At 67.3% G+C, this 15257-nt stretch carries 14 protein-coding genes and 1 tRNA gene; 9 read left to right on the top strand and 6 right to left on the bottom strand.

Translation table 11 applies throughout. From position 1 onward, the window contains the following. Window position 1: 1 nt before the first annotated feature. The 4 genes from AC1DZY_RS05640 to AC1DZY_RS05625 all read right to left on the bottom strand — a co-directional run bounded on the left by AC1DZY_RS05640 (window position 2) and on the right by AC1DZY_RS05625 (window position 3369). Window positions 2–520: a tripartite tricarboxylate transporter TctB family protein gene (locus tag AC1DZY_RS05640; RefSeq protein ID WP_476819093.1), complete on the bottom strand. Its 519-nt coding sequence runs from the start codon at window positions 518–520 to the stop codon at window positions 2–4. Continuing rightward, entirely contained in the window at window positions 520–1545 is a 1026-nt protein-coding gene (locus AC1DZY_RS05635) for a LysR family transcriptional regulator (RefSeq protein ID WP_476819092.1), read from the bottom strand. The genes AC1DZY_RS05640 and AC1DZY_RS05635 overlap by 1 nt, the downstream gene beginning before the upstream one ends. Before the next feature lie 156 nt (window positions 1546–1701). Further along, window positions 1702–2619, bottom strand: a complete 918-nt coding sequence (locus AC1DZY_RS05630) for a DMT family transporter (protein ID WP_476819091.1) — start codon at window positions 2617–2619, stop codon at window positions 1702–1704. An 87-nt stretch (window positions 2620–2706) separates the two neighbouring features. Further along, complete coding sequence (locus AC1DZY_RS05625; RefSeq protein ID WP_476819090.1) at window positions 2707–3369, bottom strand: glutathione S-transferase family protein; 663 nt, start codon at window positions 3367–3369, stop codon at window positions 2707–2709. A 372-nt stretch (window positions 3370–3741) separates the two neighbouring features. On the opposite strand from AC1DZY_RS05625, the gene mgtE reads away from it, so the two are divergent. Continuing rightward, entirely contained in the window at window positions 3742–5124 is a 1383-nt protein-coding gene (gene mgtE / locus AC1DZY_RS05620) for a magnesium transporter (protein WP_476819089.1), read from the top strand. Window positions 5125–5309: 185 nt separating this feature from the next. Here the strand turns inward: mgtE and AC1DZY_RS05615 are convergent, their stop codons facing one another. Next, window positions 5310–8525, bottom strand: a complete 3216-nt coding sequence (locus AC1DZY_RS05615) for a PAS domain-containing sensor histidine kinase (protein ID WP_476819088.1) — start codon at window positions 8523–8525, stop codon at window positions 5310–5312. 227 nt (window positions 8526–8752) lie between these two features. On the opposite strand from AC1DZY_RS05615, the gene AC1DZY_RS05610 reads away from it, so the two are divergent. The 5 genes from AC1DZY_RS05610 to AC1DZY_RS05590 all read left to right on the top strand — a co-directional run bounded on the left by AC1DZY_RS05610 (window position 8753) and on the right by AC1DZY_RS05590 (window position 11458). Beyond that, on the top strand, window positions 8753–9148 hold the full coding sequence (locus AC1DZY_RS05610) for a phasin (RefSeq protein ID WP_476819087.1): 396 nt from the start codon (window positions 8753–8755) through the stop codon (window positions 9146–9148). Window positions 9149–9257: 109 nt separating this feature from the next. Next, a complete protein-coding gene (locus AC1DZY_RS05605) occupies window positions 9258–10241 on the top strand; it encodes a phasin family protein (RefSeq protein ID WP_476819086.1) in 984 nt (327 codons plus the stop codon). Window positions 10242–10373: 132 nt separating this feature from the next. Next, window positions 10374–10450: transfer RNA gene (locus AC1DZY_RS05600), tRNA-His, on the top strand. 207 nt (window positions 10451–10657) lie between these two features. Next, entirely contained in the window at window positions 10658–11086 is a 429-nt protein-coding gene (locus AC1DZY_RS05595) for an Hsp20 family protein (RefSeq protein WP_476819085.1), read from the top strand. Window positions 11087–11194: 108 nt separating this feature from the next. Further along, window positions 11195–11458, top strand: coding sequence for a BQ00720 family protein (locus tag AC1DZY_RS05590; protein ID WP_476819084.1), 264 nt, complete (start codon window positions 11195–11197; stop codon window positions 11456–11458). 30 nt (window positions 11459–11488) lie between these two features. Here AC1DZY_RS05590 and AC1DZY_RS05585 read toward each other — a convergent pair whose 3' ends face one another. Further along, the gene (locus tag AC1DZY_RS05585; RefSeq protein WP_476819083.1) at window positions 11489–12283 is read right to left on the bottom strand and encodes an alpha/beta hydrolase; all 795 of its coding nucleotides are present in this window, start codon (window positions 12281–12283) and stop codon (window positions 11489–11491) included. Window positions 12284–12395: 112 nt separating this feature from the next. Between AC1DZY_RS05585 and AC1DZY_RS05580 the strand changes: the two genes are divergently transcribed. The 3 genes from AC1DZY_RS05580 to AC1DZY_RS05570 all read left to right on the top strand — a co-directional run bounded on the left by AC1DZY_RS05580 (window position 12396) and on the right by AC1DZY_RS05570 (window position 15241). Continuing rightward, entirely contained in the window at window positions 12396–13613 is a 1218-nt protein-coding gene (locus tag AC1DZY_RS05580) for a glycosyltransferase family 4 protein (RefSeq protein ID WP_476819082.1), read from the top strand. Between the two features lie 138 nt (window positions 13614–13751). After that, window positions 13752–14294 (top strand): translation initiation factor IF-3, encoded by a 543-nt coding sequence (gene infC / locus AC1DZY_RS05575; protein ID WP_476819168.1) that lies wholly within the window; start codon window positions 13752–13754, stop codon window positions 14292–14294. Between the two features lie 209 nt (window positions 14295–14503). Continuing rightward, a complete protein-coding gene (locus AC1DZY_RS05570) occupies window positions 14504–15241 on the top strand; it encodes an aldolase (RefSeq protein ID WP_476819081.1) in 738 nt (245 codons plus the stop codon). Window positions 15242–15257 lie beyond the last annotated feature (16 nt).

The raw sequence follows: 15257 nt of genomic DNA, 5'->3' as shown, positions 1-15257 counted from the left end.
CTCAGATTCCCAGGAGCCAAGGAGCCAGCGGGATCGGCAGACCCAGCGCATATTTGAACAGCAGGCCACAGCTGACCGTCATCGCGATGGCGAAGATGATCAGTTCCTTCCACTTCATGTCGTCGGCCGCCAGGCCGGAGATGATGATGACGAGCGGGCCGGCGATCAGCAATCCAAGCTGCGGGACATGGATCGGGCCGATGTCGAAGCCGCGAATGGCGAGCCCGAAGGCGACGGCGCCGCCCAGGACGAGGAAGACGCCGCGCCACGACCAGCCTGTGAGCTTCTCGCCGTTGAAGCGCAGCGAGGTGAGCGAGAGCGCGGCGCCCAGGACTATGCAGAAAACCGCGAAGGATTTCGGCAGCATGCCGGGGCCGATCTGGCGCAGGCTGCCGAGCGGCAGGTCGTTGGAGAGCACGAACGCCACCACGCCGAGCAGGATCATGAACAGGCCGGCCGCCATGTCCTGCTGGGAGCGGATGCGCAGGCCCTGCGACTGTTCGATTGGGTTAAGGCTCATCAGGCTCCTCCGATTGGCGACCCGGCGGTGCGGGCTGTGCGTGTCAGTCTGGTTGCGGAAAGGCTCGTGTTGCCGGGCGGCTTTCGCGCCGGCTGCGTGACGAACGGCAGAATGGTGCGCTCGTCCATCAGGGTCACGCTCTCGCGCAGGATCGCGAGGAAATCATCGCGCGGCCCCAGCTTCTGCTGCGGCCGCCAGGCGATGCCGACCAGCGCGCCGGGCGGCGGCGGATCGAGCAGGGCGCCGCGCAGGCGGCGCATCGTCACGCCGGGAAAGCTGAGCCGGGAGACCCAGTCGGGCGCCAGCGCCATGCCCAGACCCGCCGCGACAGCCGACATCATCGCCGGTTTCTCGGTCGCCTCGATCGTGACGTTGGGCACCGAGCCGACGCTCTCGAAATAGGCCATCACCAGATCATAGGCGAAGGGCCTGATCCGCTTGGAGGGCACGACGAAGGGCTCGCCCACCAGATCGAGCATGGTCAGGTACTCGCGCTGGGCCAGCGGGTGCGTCTCGTTCAGCACCACGATCGGGCGCTCGACACGCAGGATCTCGAAAGCGCAGTCGGTCGGCTTGCGCGGCGGGCGGGTCAAGGCGAGGTCGAGCTTGCCGGCCTCCAGCATCTGGACAAGCGCGGCCGTCATCGCCTCGACGAACTTGATCTCGATGCCGGGATGGCGCTGGCGGAAGCAGGCGAGCGCCTCGGGCACGAAGCTCGACGACGCGGCGTCGATCGCGCCGATGCGCAGGATCTTGCTCGACGAAAGCGAAGCTTCGCGAACGGCGCGCGAGGCATGCTCCATCTTGACCAGAATGCCCTTGGCCTCCTCCAGCATGATCAGGCCGGCGCGCGTCAGCGTCACCTGCCGCGTGGTGCGCGTGAACAGGGCGACGCCGAGTTCGTCTTCCAGCGAACTGATCTGCCGGGACAAGGCTGGTGGCGCGAGGCCGAGCCTTTCAGCCGCACGGCCGAAATGCAATTCCTCCGCCACCGCGATGAAACATCGCAGTTGCCGAACATCCATGATGACCGTCTGCTCCCCTCTGGCGTATCGTTTTTTGCGATATCTTCCAGTCTTAGCGGTTATGCCTCTAACGGCTGTCGCCGCAAAAACGACCCTAGAGCAATTCATAATTTTTTGGCAATAAAGCCACGCTTGAAATCTGGCCCGCGGAAGCCTTCAGCCGCCGCGGCGAAACAGCCGGCCGTCAATCAGGGCAAGGCCGGCGAAGATCGCCGCCATGCCCAGAAAATGCCGCGGCAGCAGCGCTTCGCCCAGGATTCCGACGCCGAGCATGATCGCGCTGACCGGGACCAGGAAGGTGACGAGCATGGCGTTGGCGCCGCCGGCGCGCCGCATGATCTGGAAGAAGATCACATAGGCGAGAGCCGTCGAGACCAGCGCCAGCGCGAGCAGGGCCGAGCCCGCTGCAAGCGAGGGCAGCGGCAGCCGCCAGGGCGGGTTCACGACGAGGACGAGCGGCAGCGCCATGACCGTCGTGGCGCTGAGCTGGCCGGTCGCGGTCACCAGCGAGGGCAGTTCGCGAAAGCGCCGGCCATAGAGGCCGGCAAAGCCGTATGACAGGGCCGCGCCCAGGCAGGCGAGCTGCGGCAGCAGCGCGCCGCCAAGACCGCCGAGCGCATCGGGCCCCATCAGGATCGCGACGCCGACGACGCCGGCCAGGACGCCCGCGACCTTGAGCGGCGTCGCTTTTTCGTTCGTCCCGAAGACATGCGCGACGAGGACGCCGAAGACCGGCGTGGTCGCGTTCAGGATGGCCGAGACGCCGCTTTCAAGCTGGGTCTGGCCCCAGAAGATCAGCGCGAACGGGATCAGGTTATTGAGCAGCCCCATGCCGAAGAAGGCGAGCCACATCCGGCGCCCGACGGCCATGTCGAGGCCACGCGCCCGCAGCACGAGATAGAGCACCACCGCGGCGAGGCTGACCCGCGACAGCACCACCGCCAGCGGCGGCCACTCGGCCACCGCGATCTTGCCGAAGAAGAAAGAGCCGCCCCAGAGCAGCGAAAGCAGCAGCAACAGCAGCCATTCGCGGGCGCCCATCACGGGGCTGGACGTGGTCGGAACGGCAGTCATGGCGATGGCCCCTGGAGGGGAGGCGAAACCCTCCCCTCCGGCGCACTGGCTATGGTCGCGCGAGCGCTCGCGCCACCCGTTTTCTGGTCATGCGGGCTCGGCGTCGCGCGCGGCCCACATCGCCTTGAAGGCGGGGCGGGCCTGGCAGGCGTCGAGCCATGCCTTCACATGCGGGGCTGCGTCGAAGAGCTGCGTGGCGGGCTTCGCATAGCGCATGATCTCGGCGACGTTGATGTCCGCGACGGTGAAGCGTCCGCCCATGATATGGCCGCCGCCCTCGGCCAGCGCCTTGTCGAGCGCGGCGAACGGGCCGGGCAGGGCGGCGAGCGCCGCCTCGACCAGGGCCGGATTGCGCTTCTCGGGCGGATAGGCCGCCATGTGATACTGGATGTTCAGGGCCTGGCCCTCGACGGCCGTCGCCGCCCAGAGCGACCACATCACCGCAAGGCCTTCCTCCTGCGCGTCCTTCGGCGCCAGCGGCCCGCCATGCTTGCGCGAGAGATAGAGGTTGATCGCCAGCGATTCCTGAAGCTTGAAGCCGCCATCGTCGATCGCGGGGATCTGGCCCTTCGGGTTCACGGCAAGGAATTCGGGGCTCTGCGTATGGATCGGAGCGCCCGGCGCATTCGGATCGGGCAGGCGGTAGACCTGGATCACCGGCACATGGGTGAAGGCAAGGTCGAGCTCCCTGGCGAGCCAGATGTTGCGCGAGGCGCGCGAGCGGTAGCACCCGTAGATGGTCAGGGACATGGGATGAGGCTTTCGGCTGGGAGGGGCGGGCCGCCCGCGCAAGGCGAGCGCGGCGGACGTTAGAGATATCCGTCGTCCTGGCCAACCGATCCTTGGAACACGGCTGCGTTAGCCGGCTCTGTGCTCCCGAAGGCGGTCGGTCGGGCACTGCAAACCCTTATGCAGATTTTATTTGACGCGCGCCCTCGGCGGGTGCACTCCGCCCCCGCCGCCGGACCTTCGGGAACGGTCGCTCACAGGAACCCTCATCGCAATGCCAACCGACAGTCCCAGCCGACAGTCGATGCCGTCCGCCGCCGCCTCGTGCGCCTGACCGGGTAACCGGGCTCGCCTGCGACCGGCCGACGACGGCCGATCGCAAGGAAAGAGCCCATGAACGATATCATCGCGCATGACGGTGCAGCCGCGCCCGATCTCCTAGCCACGACCCTGGCCTGCACCCTGGCGCAGGAACACATCGCCGACATCGTCGAGACGCTGAACGATCAGGACACGGCGACCATCGCCGCCGTCCTCGTCGCCCTGCCGTTCGAGCGTGCCGTCGAGGTGCTCGACCAGCCCGAACTGACCGACGCCGCCGAAGCGCTGTCGCACCTGCCGGAACAGCGTGCTGCGGCGTTCCTCTGCGCCATGTCGGCCGACCGCGTCGCCGATGTCGTCCGCGCGCTGAACGAGCCGCTGCGGGCGCGGCTGCTGGCGCAGGTCGATCAGGAAACGCGCGCGGCGATGACCCGGCTGCTCTCCTATCCCGAGCACAGCGCCGGCTCGATCATGACGACCGAATTCGTCAGCGTGCCGGCAAGCTGGACGGTCGCGCAGACGCTCGATCACATCCGCCATGTCGAGCGCTCGCGCGAGACGGTCTATGCGATCTACGTGCTCGATCCCGCGACCAACGCGCTGGTCTGCGCCGTGACCTTGCGCCGGCTGATCAGCGGCGATCCAGCGGCGCCCGTCGCTTCGGTCGTGCCCGCGCGCAAGCCGATCCGCGTCACGCCTGCGACCGACCGCGAGGATGTCGCCCGGCTGATCTCGAAATACAATCTGCTCGCGGTGCCCGTGGTCGACGCGGCCGACCATGTCATCGGCATCGTCACGGTCGACGACGTGATCGACGCGATGATCGAGGAGACGACGGAGGACGTCCAGAAGCTCGGCGGCATGGAAGCGCTGGACGAACCCTATCGGGAGATCGGCTTCCTCAAGATGATCAGGAAACGCGCCGGATGGCTCTCGATCCTGCTGATCGGCGAGATGTTCACGGCTTCCGCCATGCAGTATTTCCAGGACGAGCTGGAGAAGGCGATCGTGCTGACACTGTTCATCCCGCTGATCATGAGTTCTGGCGGCAATTCGGGCTCGCAGGCGACCTCGCTGATCATCCGGGCGCTGGCGCTGCGCGAGATCAGCCTGAAGGACTGGTGGCGCATCGCCCTGCGCGAACTGCCGACCGGCCTTACGCTCGGCGCGATCCTCGGCGTAATCGGCGTCGCGCGCATCGTGCTCTGGCAGAAGCTCGGCATCTACGATTACGGCCAGCACTGGGCCCTGATCGCCGCGACCGTCGGGGGCGCGCTCGTCGGCATCGTCACCTTCGGCTCGCTGATGGGCTCGATGCTGCCCTTCGTGCTGAAGCGGCTGGGCTTCGACCCGGCCAGCGCGTCGGCGCCCTTTGTGGCGACGCTTGTCGATGTCACCGGTCTGGTGATCTATTTCGGCGTCGCGGCGGTGGTGCTGAGCGGGACGCTGCTGTGAGGTGACGTCTGGCGTTCCGGTTCGGAAACACGCCGTCATTCCGGGCGCAGCGAAGCGGAGACCCGGAATCCATCGTAAGGCACGACAGCGCTCGACGATGGATTCCGGATCGGCGCGGCTTCGCCGCTTGTCCGGAATGATGGTAGTCGGTGCGGGAACGCAGCACTCGAAAACCAGGCCGCGCCTCAGCCCGCCAGCACGCGCTGCGGCGGGAAGGTGATCTCGATCAGCGTGCCTTCCTTCTTGACGCTGGTGATCGTCATCGCGGCGCGGTTGGCCTCGACCAGCGCCTTGGTCAGCGGCAACCCTAAGCCCGTGCCGCCCTTGCGGCGCGTCGTCGGCACCTGCCGGAAGGGCTCCAGCGCCAGCGCGATCTCGTGGTCGTCCATGCCGATGCCGGTATCGCGGACGCGCAGGATCGCCTCGCCCTGGTCGCCGAGCGCCGTCGAGACGATGACCTGCCCGCCCGCATCGGTGAATTTCACCGCGTTGGAGAGCAGATTGATCACGATCTGCTTGATCGAGCGCTGGTCGGCGACGACCGGCGGCAGCTTCGGCGAGAGGCCCGAGCGCAGCACGACGCGCCCGCGATTGGCCTCCGGCTGCAGCAGCGCCACCGTCGAGAGCGCGATCTCGTTCAGGTTCACGCTGATGAAGTCGAGGTCGAGCTTGCCGGCCTCGATCTTGGCGAGGTCGAGCAGGTCGTTGACGAGGCTGATGACGTAGCCGCCCGACTGATGGATATCGCGCAGATATTCCTTGTAGCGCTCGTTGGCGATCGGCCCGAAGCGTTCCTCGGCCATCACCTCGGCAAAGCCGATGATGGCGTTGAGCGGCGTCCTGATCTCGTGGCTGATCTTGGCGAGCACGTCGGATTTCTGCGCGCTCGCCCGCTCGGCCGCCTTGCGCGCCTCGACCAGTTCGCCCTCGGTCTTCTTCCAGGCGGTGATGTCGCGCAGCACCGCGCAGAAGCGGCGCTCCGTTCCCTCGGCGATCTGGCCCATGGTCATGAACAGTGGGATCTTGCCGCCCTGGCGAACGCGGCCGACGATCTCGCGGCCGTCGTTCATCACCGAGGCGACGCCGCCGCCCTTGAGTCCTTCGAGATAGTCCAGCGCCGGCGCATGGCTCTCGGCCGAGAACATCAGCGTGAACAATTCGCCGGTGACCTCGCGCTGGTCGTAGCCGAACAGCGCCTCGGCGGTCTTGTTCATCGACAGGATCCGGCCGCGCTCGTCGACCGTGACGACGCCGTCGGTCGCGGTGTCGAGCATCGCCACCAACTCGCTGATTCGAGCCTCGCGCGCATCGACGTCGAGCCGCAGCGCCTCGACGCGGGCGCCGCTTTCAGCGTCCTCGGCCTCGAACTCGGCTGCGAGTTCCGCGTCTTCCGCTTCCTGGGGAGTCAAAACCTTGACCTCGCCGCCGCCATCGGGATGGCGGAAGGCCATCAGCGTCGCCGGCTCGCCGAGCCAGGACACGCTGGAAAGCACCGCATCGACGCTGACCAGATGATTGCGCCGGTCGATCAGGATCATCGCGCCGCCATCGGTGCGCGCCGCGCCCTTGATCAGCCGGCTGACGCTGCCGCCGGCTGCGAGGTCGTCGAGATCGGCATAGTCGAGCAGGTCGAGCAGGGTCCGGTTGGCATAGAGCGGCACGTCGCCCCGGTTGACGAGCACCGCGATCGGCAGCCGGTCGAGCACGTCGGCATGGGAGTTCGGCAGGCGCGGGCGCGCGGCTTCGCCCGTAGCCTGCGCCTCGGCGGCCGGCTCTACGGTGGTAATGGCGGGCGGGGTCGCGGACTTCGGCACGGCCGCGGCCGCGGCCGCGTCCTGCGTCCCGTCCAGCTCTTTCAGCTTGAGCGGCGCGACGGGCGGAAGGCGCGGGCCGATATCGTCCTCGCCGGCGATGCGCGCGCCCAGCGCCTTGGCGATCTCGCGGAAGGCGTTGCGCTCGGCCGAACTGAGATTGGGCTTGGACGGCTCCAGCATCGGCCTGACGGCGGTGAGGTGACCGTTGCGCAGCGGCACGATGTTGGCGCCGGGAACCGGCGTCTCGCGCTCGGGCGCAGCCGCAGGCGGATTTGGCAGGCTCGGCTCGGGAGCAGCCGGCTCGGGCAACGACGCTTCGGTGACGAGAGCTGTCGCGTCGTTGTCGGCCATGTTGTGCGTTGCGACGATTTCGGGAGCATCGTCGTCGACGGCTCCGACCTCTTCGGCTTCACCGGCGTCGACAGGCTCGGCGTCCTCATCGACCTCGGCCGAGGCGGCGTCGTCAAAGACCGCGACGCTCGCTTCGGTCTCGTTCGTCTCTTCATCCTGATGGACGACAGCGTTCTCGGGCTCGAACACAGCGGCGATATCGTGCAGCGCTTCATCGTGCCGCGCTTCGATCCCGGCCGTGGCTTCGACCGGCTCGGGCAGCTCCTCGGCCTCGATTGCGTCGGGCTGCGAGTCCGGCGCGGATTCTGTCGCCGCCCCGATTTCTGTCGTCGCCTCGACCTCGGGAAAGGTTTCGCGTTCGGTCAGGCGTGCGAGGCCGAAGCCGCGAAAGCCCGAGAACTGCCGGGCGGCGTCCAGCACCGGCACGCCCGAAAGCTCGACGCGCGCGCCTTCGCCTGGCGCTTCGGTCCGCCAGAGCACGCGATGGCCGCTCCAGGTCGAGACCGAAGCGAGACGCTCCGCCAGTCCGCCGTCGCGGTCGATCAGTTGGTGGCCGATCAGTCCGGTCCAGTCGCTGCCGGGCAGGGCTGCGGCTGCTTTTGGCCCTGCCAGTTCCGCGAAGTCCGGCGAGACGCTGGTCAGCTTGCCGGACGCGTCGCTGGTCCAGAGAAAGCGCACGATGGCGCGGCGCGGCGCGGCAGGCACGGGAGCCCGCGGCCCGGGCGTCGCCAAAGACGGCGCGGGCTTAGCGGGGGGCGCATCAGCCGGGGCCGGCGCAGGCGCAACCGTTTCCTCGGCAAGGCCGCCGGCGTCGGTTTCAAGGACTGTGGCCGTCGCTTCCGCCGCCGGAAGCGTGACGCCGAGCCGGCGCAACTCCGCTGCGGGCACCGTCAGCGCCAGCACGGGCGCGCCGCCGTCCAGCGTGAGCAATTTGCAGCCGCAGGTGATCAGGGTCGCGGCAAAGCCGGCCGTCAGCCGCAGGCGCTCCATCCGGATGCCGTCGCGGGGAGCGAGGCCGTCCGCGAGCAGGTTCAGCCTGAGGCGCGTCTGGCCGGGGAAGGTGGCCGAGACCGCGTCTGCCCCAAGCAGGGCGCGCGCGCCGGCATCGGCAAATCCGGGGCGCTCTGTGGCGCGATCCCAGAGCAGCAGCGCGCCGCCCGTCGTGAAGGATGCGTTGCCCGCCTCCTTCATCGCCGCAGCGCCCAACGCCGCCCAGTCCTGTCCGGCTTCGCTCATGCCCGCCCGCTCGTTTGGTCCGCGCCCGTATGGCTAACAAATCTTTAATAGCGCCCAAACGATTGCAAATCCATGGAATCGGGGTCGGCTCTCCCGCTTCTCATCAAAACAGCGTTAACATGGGTGACGGCTGTGCGATCCGCCGTTGTCATTGCAACGCAGCAATGATATTGCACTGCACAATGACCGCCTATGCTCATGAGTCATTGCAACAGGAGGATGCCCCGATGAACGGCAAGATGCCCTACGAAGTGCCGACCGAGATGCGCGAATTCGCCGAGAAGAGCGTCGAACAGGCCCGCAAGGCTTTCGACGGCTTCATCGGAGCGGCCCAGAAGGCCGTCGATACCGCCCATGGCTCGGCCGAGTCGGCCCGCGTCAACACGCAGGACGTGACCCGCAAGGCCATGACCTATGCCGAGACCAACGTCGCCGCCGCCTTCGAGCTGGCCCAGAAGCTGGTGAAGTCCAAGGACCTGACCGAGATCATGCAGCACCAGTCCGAGTTCATGAAGGCGCAGATGGCCTCGCTCCAGACTCAGCTCAAGGAGATGGGCTCCGTGGCGCAGGACGTCGCGACCAAGGCCGCCGAGACCGTCGCCAAGGCGACGAAGCTGAAATGAGCTGCCGCTGCGGGCGCTGAGACGCGCCCGCTTGCGCCGATATGCGAAGATCAGGCGGCCGGGCGCACGAGCCCGGCGCGCGCCGTTTCACCGTTGAAGGAGGATCGTGATGGTCAAGCCTGCCCCGACCAAGACGAAAGCCAAGGCGCCGATCAGCCTGGCGCCGGTCAAGGCGCTCTCGAACCCCGCGCCGATGGCTGCCACCGCCACGGCGTCGCCCGTGGTCGTCGCAAAGCCTATTGAGACTAAGCCGGTTGAGACCAAGCCAGCTGATACCAAGCCGGTCGTCGTCGCGGCTGCAAAACCGCCTGAGGCGCCCAAGCCCGTGACCCCCGCCCCGGCGGCGGCTCCGAAGGCGGAGCCTGCGACGCTCGCTGCGGTGAAGCCGGTAGAGCCGAAGGCCGCCGCGCCGGCGATCGCGCCGGCCAAGGCCTCGCCTGCCAAGATCGAAGCGCCCAAGATCGAAGCCGCCAAGATCGAGGCTTCTAAACCTGCGATCGCAGCGAAGACGTCAAAAGCTGCGGCAAAGCTGGCCAAGCCGTCCGCCAAACGCGTGCCGCCGCCCAAGGCGCGTGTCGAGAAAGCGCCCGCCGCTGCCAAGGCCGCCGCCAAGGCGCCAGTGGTGACCAGCATCGCTCCGCCCGTCGTCGCTCCCAAGCTCGCCGAGGTCGCGAAGCCCGTCGCGGCAGCCAGTGTCGCGGTCGCCAGCAAGAGCGTGGAGACGGCCGAGAAGGTCGTGGCGAAAACGGTGGAGGTCGCCAAGGCCGCCGTGAAGGCCGCGCCCGTTCCGGTGGCGTCGCTGGTCGCGATGATGCCGAAGCCCCCGGAATTCGCCAGTATCACCGCCACGACAATGCTGTCGCAGACGCTCGCCATGGCGCGCGCCTTTGGCGCGATCCAGGCCCAGATGCTCGACCACGCCTGCGCCGAGCTGAAGGCGACGATGGGCGAGGCGGAGACGCTCGCGCGCACCGACAGCGCGGCCGATGCGGTCGCCCTGCAAGCCAAGGCTGTGCGCCGCGGCTACGAATCCTATGCCGCCCATCTCAAGGAACTGGCCAGGCTGGCCAGCGCCTCCCTGAAAAAGGGCTGAAACGACCGAATGACGGGCGTGCCGGCTTTCCTCCGGCGCGCCTGAATTCCACGGTTGCATTCGCAAGCCGTCGGAACTAGGTTCCGCGCCGCTGGAGATCGCCCGTTCGATCGCCGCGCGCCGGGAAGCCGGGCAGCCATAGCTCAGTTGGTTAGAGCGCTAGATTGTGGATCTAGAGGTCCCCCGTTCAAGCCGGGGTGGCTGTACCATCCGGACGACCCCGCATCGCTCCCTCCACTGCAAGATCGATCATCGCCGCCGGGTCGCCGGCGCCCGGCAATGCCCTTGAACCGGCCAAAGCGGCTCGCCATATCCTGTCGATGCGGAAGGGTTCGCCTTTCGCGTGCGGGGCGCTGCCACAGGCGGGTTCCGGTCAAGCAGAGGCGCCTTTCGAGGGCTTCGGCGAGGATGTCGGAATGACGCGTACCCCAAGTTTGTCCCACCCGTTCCTGCTCGGTTTCGACGATATCGAGCGGGCGCTGGACCGGGTCACCAAAGGCGCCAGCGAAGGCTATCCGCCCTACAACATCGAGCGGATGGCGCGCAGCGACGAAGAGCCCGACCGGCTCAGGATCACGCTGGCGGTGGCCGGTTTCGCCCGCGATCAGCTGGAGATCACGCTGGAAGAAAACCAGCTGACCATCCGGGGCCGGCAGAGCGACGACAAGAGCCGGCAATTCCTCCATCGCGGCATCGCTGCGCGCCAGTTCCAGCGCAGCTTCCTGCTGGCCGAAGGCATGCAGGTGATGGGGGCGGATCTATCCAACGGCCTGCTCGCCATCGATCTGATCAGGCCGGAACCTGAACGCCTGATCAGGCGTATCGATATCGTCAGCCGCGATTGAGCAGACTGAAATCCAGGCCTGGAACGGTGCAGCGCGGTTTTTGCATCCGTTCATAATTGCAGGCGTAACTTAGAGACCGCTACTCGCACTGCTCTGAAGGAGGGCGCGATGACCGACAGGACCATGATCCAGATGAATCCCCTGACCGCTGCGGAATTCGCGGCGCTTGGCACCGGGGAAGTCGCCTATCTCAAGTCGATGACATCAGAGGAGCTGGTGCGGATATTCCCGCAGGCTCCGGAGATCCAGCCCGGCTTGAAGCTCTTCGCGCTGCTCTCGGCCGATGGCGCACCTATCCTGGTGACCGACTCGCGCGACGCCGCGACCGCCAACGCCTGGGAGCACGATCTCAGGATGGTCAGCGTCCACTGACGCTGGTCCTCGGCGTCGACTGACGCCGGTTCAGAGGGCGGTCGTCACGCCGGCGACCGCGGCCTGAAGCCTGCTGATGTCGGCCGGCGTCGAGAGACGGTGGTCGCCGTCCTTGATCAGCGTCAGCAGGACGGGGTCTTCCGTCAGATGTTCGACGAGCTTGACCGCTTGCCGCCACGGCACGTCTGGGTCGGCCATGCCCTGCAGGATATGGACGGGGCAGCCTGTCCTGATCTCAGCTCCGAACATCAGGTGCCTGCGCCCATCCTCGATCAGCGCGCGCGTGATCGGCGTAGGCTCGGGCGAGTATTCCGACGGCCGGAGCCAGACGCCATCGCGCAGGATGGTCTGGCGGATCGCCTCGGGCATCTGGGCCCACATCAGTTCCTCGGAAAAATCGACGGCCGGCGCGATCAGCACCAGACCCGCCGGCGCGAGCGCCGTACCGAGCAGCTTGCGTGCGACAAGCAGCGCAATCCAGCCGCCCATCGAGGAGCCGACAAGAACCGGCGGCTGCCTGCACCGGGCGCGGATGACCGCAAGCGCATCCTCGATCCAGTCCGACAGCGTCCAGCGCGCGAAATCGCGGGCGGGATTGGCCGGGTCGGCGGATTCGCCGTGGCCGGCATAGTCGAAGCGCAGAAAGGCGCGGTCATTGGCTTTGGCCCAGTCGGCCAGCGCCTGGGCCTTGGTCGCGCGCATGTCGGAGCGAAAGCCGCCGAGCCAGACGACCGGGGCTCCCTTGCCGTCCTCGTCGACGAAGGCGAGACGCCGTGTCCGGTCGCCCCGACCGACCTCCAGCCATTGCGGCGCGGCTGTCTCCACTTCAAAACTCCTGTGACGAATCGGCTTTGACGCTCAATAGAGACTGCGACGACGCCATGCACATGATGATACTATCGTCCCCGGCCAAAAGAGTTCTCTGAAAACGGTGAGCATGTCCTTTCAGCCCGGCGCGCATCTGTCTTTGCCCTCGACCGAGACCCATCCGCTCAGCGGCCGTACCATCCTGCAGATCATTCCCGATCTCGATGCCGGCGGCGCGGAGCGGACGGCCGTCGACATCGCCAAGGGCCTGACGGATGTCGGCGCGCGCGCTCTGGTGGCGACGGAGGGCGGCCGGCTCGTCGCCGAACTCCAGGCCAAAGGCGGCGTCTGGCTGCCGTTCCCGGCTGCGACCAAGAACCCGCTCGCCATGGCGCTGAACGTGCGCCGGCTGGTGCTGCTCTGCCGCCATGAGGGCGTCGAACTCATTCACGCCCGCTCGCGCGCCCCGGCCTGGGTCGCGCTGGCCGCGGCGCGCCGGCTGAAGCTGCCTTTCGTCACGACCTATCACGGCTCCTATGCCGGCCGCTCCGGCGTCAAGACGCTCTACAACTCGGTGATGGCGCGCGGCGACGTCGTCATCGCCAATTCCGGCTATACGGCCGAGCTGATCCTGGCCAAGCACCCCTTCGCTCGCGAGCGTATCCGCGTCGTCCACCGCGGCACCAATTTCTCGGCCTTCGCGCCGGCTGCCGTCGGTCCCGAGCGCGTGCAGGCCCTGCGCGCCGCCTGGGGCGTCGAGCCGCACCAGCGCATCGTGCTGCTGCCGGGCCGTCTCACCGGCTGGAAGGGCCAGCGCGTCCTGATCGAGGCGGCGCGCATCCTGCGCGACGGCGGAGATAGCGAGACCGCTTTCGTCCTCGCGGGTGATCCGCAGGGGCGAGACGGCTATGTCAGGGAACTCGACCAGGCGATCGCGGCGGCGGGACTGGAAGCCCGCGTCAAACGTGTCGGTCATTGCACGGATATGCCGGCCGCGCTGCTCTCGGCTTCCGTCGTCGCCGTGCCGTCGACGGAACCGGAGGCTTTCGGACGTGTCGCCGTCGAGGCGCAGGCCATGGGCGCGCCGGTGGTCGTCTCCAATCTCGGCGCTGTCCCCGAGACGGTGCTCGCCCCGCCGCAGGTGACGCCCGGCGAGCGCACCGGCTGGCGCGTGCCGCCCGGCGACGCCGCCGCGCTGGCCGACAGCCTGAAGGAGGCGCTGGCCCTGCGTCCCTCGGCCCGCGACGGTCTGGCGCTGCGGGCGCGACTCCATGTCGAGCGGCATTTCTCGCTGGAGACGATGGTCGCCGAGACACTCGACGTCTATTGCGCGCTGCTCGGCGGATAGATGCGGGATTAACCGCGAATACGGGCGAAGACTGCCTATTGCTGCATCATCGACCGCCTCCCACATTGACATCGCGCGGCTTTGTGCAATGTGTCTGCTCAGCGGCGCCGCTTGCGCCTGATACAGGAGAACACCCCCATTCGTCGTCCTTTCCGTGCTGCCCCGACCCCGACCAAAGACGGCCCGCGTTCCAACCGCGACATTCGCGGCGTCCGCGATGTCCAGCTCATCGACGATACCGGCGCCAACCGTGGCGTGGTCTCGTTCTTCGAGGCGTTGAAGATTGCCGAGGATGCTGGTCTCGATCTCGTCGAGATCTCCCCCAATTCCGAACCGCCGGTCTGCAAGATTCTCGACTATGGCCGCTTCCGCTTTCTCGAGCAGAAGAAGGCCGCCGAGGCGCGCAAGAAGCAGCGCACCATCGAGATCAAGGAGATCAAGCTCCGGCCGGGCATCGACAAGCACGACTACGAAGTGAAGATGAAGGCCATGCACGGCTTCTTCGAGGAAGGCGACAAGGTCAAGGTGACGCTGCGCTTCCGCGGCCGCGAGATGGCCCACCAGGATCTCGGCGTGAAGGTGCTCGAACGCGTCAAGGTCGATCTCGTCGATGTCGCCAAGGTCGAGAGCGACTGGCAACTCGAAGGCCGCCAGATGGTCATGGTTCTCGCGCCCAGATAAGCGGTACTGTCTCCGTCATGTGATTTCGATCAGGCCCGGCCCCAGCGCCGGGCCTTGTCATGTCCGGGCTCGCGATGCTTCGATGCCGCAACAGGTCGATTGGCTTTTGAAACGCGCCGTCATTCCGGGTCTCCGTCGCGCCCGGAATGACGGCGCGTTCTTTCGCCCCGCGACCCTGCCCAGATGATCGTTCGACCGAAGGACCGCCCATGTCCCAGCCCAGCATCACCCATCAGCGCCGCGACCTTGCCGCTGCCTTGCGCCTCGCCGCGAAGTTCGAGCTCAACGAGGGTATCTGCAACCATTTCTCGGTCGCGCTGCCCGACGGCGCGGACGGCAAGCCGCGCTATCTGATCAATCCCTACGGCGTGCACTGGGCCGAGATGAAGCCCTCTGATCTACTCCTGATCGACGACAAGGGGCAGGTGCTGGAAGGGGAGGGCGAGGTCGAGGCGACCGCGCGCAACATCCATGTCGCCGCCCACAAGGCCAATCCGGGCCATGTCGCGGTGCTGCATGTCCACATGCCCTATGCCACCGCGCTGACCATGGTCGAGGGCGGCAGGCTGGAGATGGCGCATCAGACCGCCTGCCGTTTCCATGGCCGCACGCTCTATGTCGACCACTTCGGCGGACTGGCGCTGGACGAGAACGAGGGCGAGGCGATCGTCGCGGCGAGCAAGGGCAAGGCCGATGGCGGCGCCGACATCGTCTTCCTCGCCCATCACGGCGTCACCATCGGCGGCCCTTCCGTCGCGGTCGCCTTCGATGATCTCTATTTCCTGGAGCGCGCCTGCAAGCAGCAGGTGCTGGCGATGTCGACCGGCAAGCCGCTGAAGCTGATCCCGCAGCAGGAAATCGACGCGACCGCGCGCGAATGGCGCCAGGTGCTGGTCTACCAGTCCGAAAAGCATTTCGAGGCGCTGCGCCGGATGGAAGGCGTGTGACCCTGCGTCATCATTT

The organism is Allobosea sp. P2_A10, from assembly GCF_056405115.1.
Note: the sequence above shows the minus strand (reverse complement) of the source record. Positions and strands in the feature narration are given on the sequence as shown.

What these genes read in the sequence shown, in the direction of transcription:
- AC1DZY_RS05640 (WP_476819093.1), bottom strand. Translation starts at nt 520, where the DNA reads ATGAGCCTTAACCCAATCGAACAGTCGCAGGGCCTGCGCATCCGCTCC.
- AC1DZY_RS05635 (WP_476819092.1), bottom strand. Translation starts at nt 1,545, where the DNA reads ATGGATGTTCGGCAACTGCGATGTTTCATCGCGGTGGCGGAGGAATTG.
- AC1DZY_RS05630 (WP_476819091.1), bottom strand. Translation starts at nt 2,619, where the DNA reads ATGACTGCCGTTCCGACCACGTCCAGCCCCGTGATGGGCGCCCGCGAA.
- AC1DZY_RS05625 (WP_476819090.1), bottom strand. Translation starts at nt 3,369, where the DNA reads ATGTCCCTGACCATCTACGGGTGCTACCGCTCGCGCGCCTCGCGCAAC.
- mgtE (WP_476819089.1), top strand. Translation starts at nt 3,742, where the DNA reads ATGAACGATATCATCGCGCATGACGGTGCAGCCGCGCCCGATCTCCTA.
- AC1DZY_RS05615 (WP_476819088.1), bottom strand. Translation starts at nt 8,525, where the DNA reads ATGAGCGAAGCCGGACAGGACTGGGCGGCGTTGGGCGCTGCGGCGATG.
- AC1DZY_RS05610 (WP_476819087.1), top strand. Translation starts at nt 8,753, where the DNA reads ATGAACGGCAAGATGCCCTACGAAGTGCCGACCGAGATGCGCGAATTC.
- AC1DZY_RS05605 (WP_476819086.1), top strand. Translation starts at nt 9,258, where the DNA reads ATGGTCAAGCCTGCCCCGACCAAGACGAAAGCCAAGGCGCCGATCAGC.
- AC1DZY_RS05595 (WP_476819085.1), top strand. Translation starts at nt 10,658, where the DNA reads ATGACGCGTACCCCAAGTTTGTCCCACCCGTTCCTGCTCGGTTTCGAC.
- AC1DZY_RS05590 (WP_476819084.1), top strand. Translation starts at nt 11,195, where the DNA reads ATGACCGACAGGACCATGATCCAGATGAATCCCCTGACCGCTGCGGAA.
- AC1DZY_RS05580 (WP_476819082.1), top strand. Translation starts at nt 12,396, where the DNA reads ATGTCCTTTCAGCCCGGCGCGCATCTGTCTTTGCCCTCGACCGAGACC.
- AC1DZY_RS05570 (WP_476819081.1), top strand. Translation starts at nt 14,504, where the DNA reads ATGTCCCAGCCCAGCATCACCCATCAGCGCCGCGACCTTGCCGCTGCC.